Source organism: Candidatus Aquarickettsia rohweri (assembly GCF_003953955.1).
GTDB lineage: Bacteria > Pseudomonadota > Alphaproteobacteria > Rickettsiales > Midichloriaceae > Aquirickettsia > Aquirickettsia rohweri.
Genome location: NZ_RXFM01000118.1, coordinates 1 through 3,384, shown reverse-complemented (window position 1 = coordinate 3,384; position 3,384 = coordinate 1). Strand labels below are relative to the sequence as shown.

At 29.2% G+C, this 3,384-nt stretch carries 3 protein-coding genes; all 3 read left to right on the top strand.

Annotated features, from left to right (window positions below; genetic code table 11):
- Window positions 1–183: 183 nt before the first annotated feature.
- Entirely contained in the window at window positions 184–1,395 is a 1,212-nt protein-coding gene (locus tag EIC27_RS06510; protein ID WP_126045248.1) for a penicillin-binding protein activator, read from the top strand.
- A gap of 177 nt (window positions 1,396–1,572) precedes the next feature.
- Complete coding sequence (gene recA / locus EIC27_RS06505; RefSeq protein WP_126045247.1) at window positions 1,573–2,595, top strand: recombinase RecA; 1,023 nt, start codon at window positions 1,573–1,575, stop codon at window positions 2,593–2,595.
- Window positions 2,595–3,384 (top strand): PEP/pyruvate-binding domain-containing protein (locus EIC27_RS06500; RefSeq protein ID WP_276310348.1); only part of this gene is annotated, 790 nt, incomplete at its 3' end. The genes recA and EIC27_RS06500, both read left to right, overlap by 1 nt.

Here is a 3,384-nt window from a genome sequence, read left to right as displayed (position 1 = left end):
AGCATATTAGTGAAAGCAATTTTACTATCCATTTTTAATTATTGTAATTTTTATTGTAACTTAACAATTGATTATATCATATTCAAGGTAAATTTATATAGATTTATATGTAAATAAAAAACAATCTTTACATATTATAAATCATATAATAGCTTATATTAGAAATAATATCATGTGTGTAAAATGAAAAAGATTTTAAGTATATTTCTATTATTTTTACTTGTTAGTTGCAATACATTAGAAAATAAATTCGATTCTCTTTTTAATAAAAAAGATTCAAAACAAAATCCAAAGCTTGTTGCAATGCCATCAAAAAATCCCTTAGAAGTTAAAATTGCTGTGTTATTGCCATTATCTGGTAAGTATCAATATTTAGGTCAGAGTATCTTAGATTCAATGCAATTGGCTCTTTATGAATTAAGGGCGGATAATATTACATATAAAGCTATTGATGTAGGTAGTGATGCGATTAGTGCTAAAGAAGCAATAGAACTCGCTAATTTTGATGATACAGATATGATTTTTGGTCCTATATTTAAGGAGCAAGCAGAGGTTATTTACGAAAAAGCAAAGAAGAATAATCTTATAATGTTAACGTATTCCAACGATATGGATTTAACTAATATGCCAGGACTTTATGTTTTTGACATTATTCCATTTCAACAAGTTAAAAAAGTTATCGGTTATGCTAGTAAAAAACAGTATTCTAACGTTTATTCTATTGTTCCACAAAATAGATATGGAAATTTAGTTGAAAAATATTTGCTAGATAATGCGGGAGAAGGACATTATAATGTAAAAAAAGTTTCTTTATATACAGCATCAGATGTTCCAATTGTTAGAAGGTTTACATTAAGTGAGGCTATATTGAGTATTAAGGGTTCAGTTAAAAATGATATTTCAAATAGTATACCTGGTTTTGGACATCCTAGCATAGTTCTTCCAGAGCAAAATAATAATTTAATTAAAGTAATGAATCAGTTGCAATTCTTACACAGCTCAAGTGATCCTCAATATAAAATTTTAGGTATTGGAGATTGGAGTAATTATCCACTTACTCAAAATGTAATTACTAAAAATGCTTGGATATCAGATATACCTCATAAAGCATTTTATGAATTTGAATCAAGATTTAAAGATAATTATAAATATAATCCCCCAAGGATTGCTGCTATAGCTTATGATTCTATTATGTTGTTATCTGCAATAATCAATAAAGCGAATAATTGTATTATAATCAAATTTGAAGAACTTGAAAGAACGGATGGTTATCAAGGAATTACAGGAGCATTTAGGTTAAAGTCTAATGGAGAAAATGACAGGCTTTTTGCAGTATATGAGTATGAAAAAGGACAAATGAAAGAGATACTTGCTGCTGATATAGCCTTTCGTTAACAGTAATACTTAAAAATTATCTAAATTTTTTTAGCTTTAATTTTTTAAAGTGTAAATCTTCGTTAGCAATTATTTTATCATGCTGAATCTATAAAATAAAAAGAAATTTGTTGAAACTATTTATAGTTTATCTATACTGCATCTGAGTAATGTTTAACACAAGAATTTGGGTTTATTATGGACAAAGAAAAAGCGCTAGAAGTAGCTTTAAATCAAATAGAAAAGGCATATGGAAAGGGTTCTATTATGAAGCTAGGAGAAATGGAGGTGCAAAATATTGAGTCTATTCCTTCAGGTTCTTTGGGTATAGATATAGCATTAGGTGTTGGCGGTTATCCTAAAGGTAGGGTTATTGAAATATTTGGTCCAGAAAGTTCAGGGAAAACTACACTTACACTTCATGCAATTGCTGAATGTCAGAAAAAAGGTGGTACATGTGCATTTATAGATGCTGAACATGCCCTTGATGTTTCTTATGCAAAAAAACTAGGGGTTGATACAGAAAAGTTAATTTTATCTCAGCCGGATTCTGGTGAACAAGCTCTTGAAATTACTGACACCTTAGTAAGGTCTGGGGCTTTTGATATGGTTATAGTAGATAGTGTAGCAGCATTAGTGCCTAAGGCTGAAATTGAAGGTGAAATGGGTGACAGTCATGTAGGGCTTCAAGCAAGGCTAATGAGTCAGGCTTTAAGGAAGTTAACTTCTAATGTATCTAAATCTAACACTATATTATTTTTTATCAATCAAATAAGAATGAAGATTGGGGTAATGTTTGGTAATCCTGAAACTACTACGGGAGGCAATGCATTGAAGTTTTATTCATCAGTAAGGTTAGATATAAGAAGAATAGGTGCTATTAAAGACAAAGAAGAAGTGATTGGCAATCAAACTAGAGTTAAAATTGTTAAAAATAAAGTTGCTCCACCATTTAAAGTTATTGAATTTGATATAATGTATGGAGAAGGAATTTCGAAGGAAGGAGAAATAATTGATATAGGTGTTGCACTAGATATAATTAATAAATCAGGATCATGGTATTCGTATAATGATCAAAAGATTGGTCAAGGTAAAGAGAACGCTAAAGTATTTTTAAAAGAAAATCCTGAAGCTTTAGATGAAATTAGAGTTAAGATATTGCAAATGAAGGAAATAGCTCCTGAAAAGTTAGATGACATTTCTACAAATACTCCAGATTAATGAATAAAGATAAAAATTCGTTGAAAAACTATATATATCATTTTGGTAATGGTAAAGCAGATGGGAGTGATGATCTGAAAAATATACTTGGCAATAAAGGAGCTGGGCTCGCAGAAATGAGTAAAATGAAAATCCCTGTTCCGCCAGGTTTTACAATTTCATCAGAAATTTGTAATGAATTCTGCAAAAATTCTAATCAATTGCCACTTTTTTTAAAAGATCAAGTTATAAAATCTATAAAGAAGCTAGAAAATACAATTGGATTAAAATTTGGAAATAAAGAAAATCCTTTATTAGTATCTGTTAGGTCTGGTGCACAAATTTCAATGCCAGGTATGATGGAAACGGTCTTGAATTTAGGATTAAATGATGAAACAGTAGAAGGACTTGCTAAAGTTACAAATAATCATAGATTTGCATATGATTCATATAGAAGATATATTGAGATGTATAGCAATGTAGTTCTTGGATTAGATAAGTCTAAATTTGAAGCAATTTTAAATAATAAAAAAGTTATTTTAGATATTGAGGAAGACAAAAATCTTACGGCAAGCGATCAAAAAGAAATTATTGATGAGTATAAAAAGTTAATCAAAAATGTATCAGGTCAAAGTTTTTCTCAAAATATATTAGAACAACTTTGGCAAGCTATATCTGCTGTATTTAAGTCTTGGAATACTGATAGAGCAATAAAATATAGAAATATGAATAATATTGCAAATAATATAGGAACAGCTGTTAATATTCAATCTATGGTATTTGGCAATAAGGGTAATGATTGTGCAACGG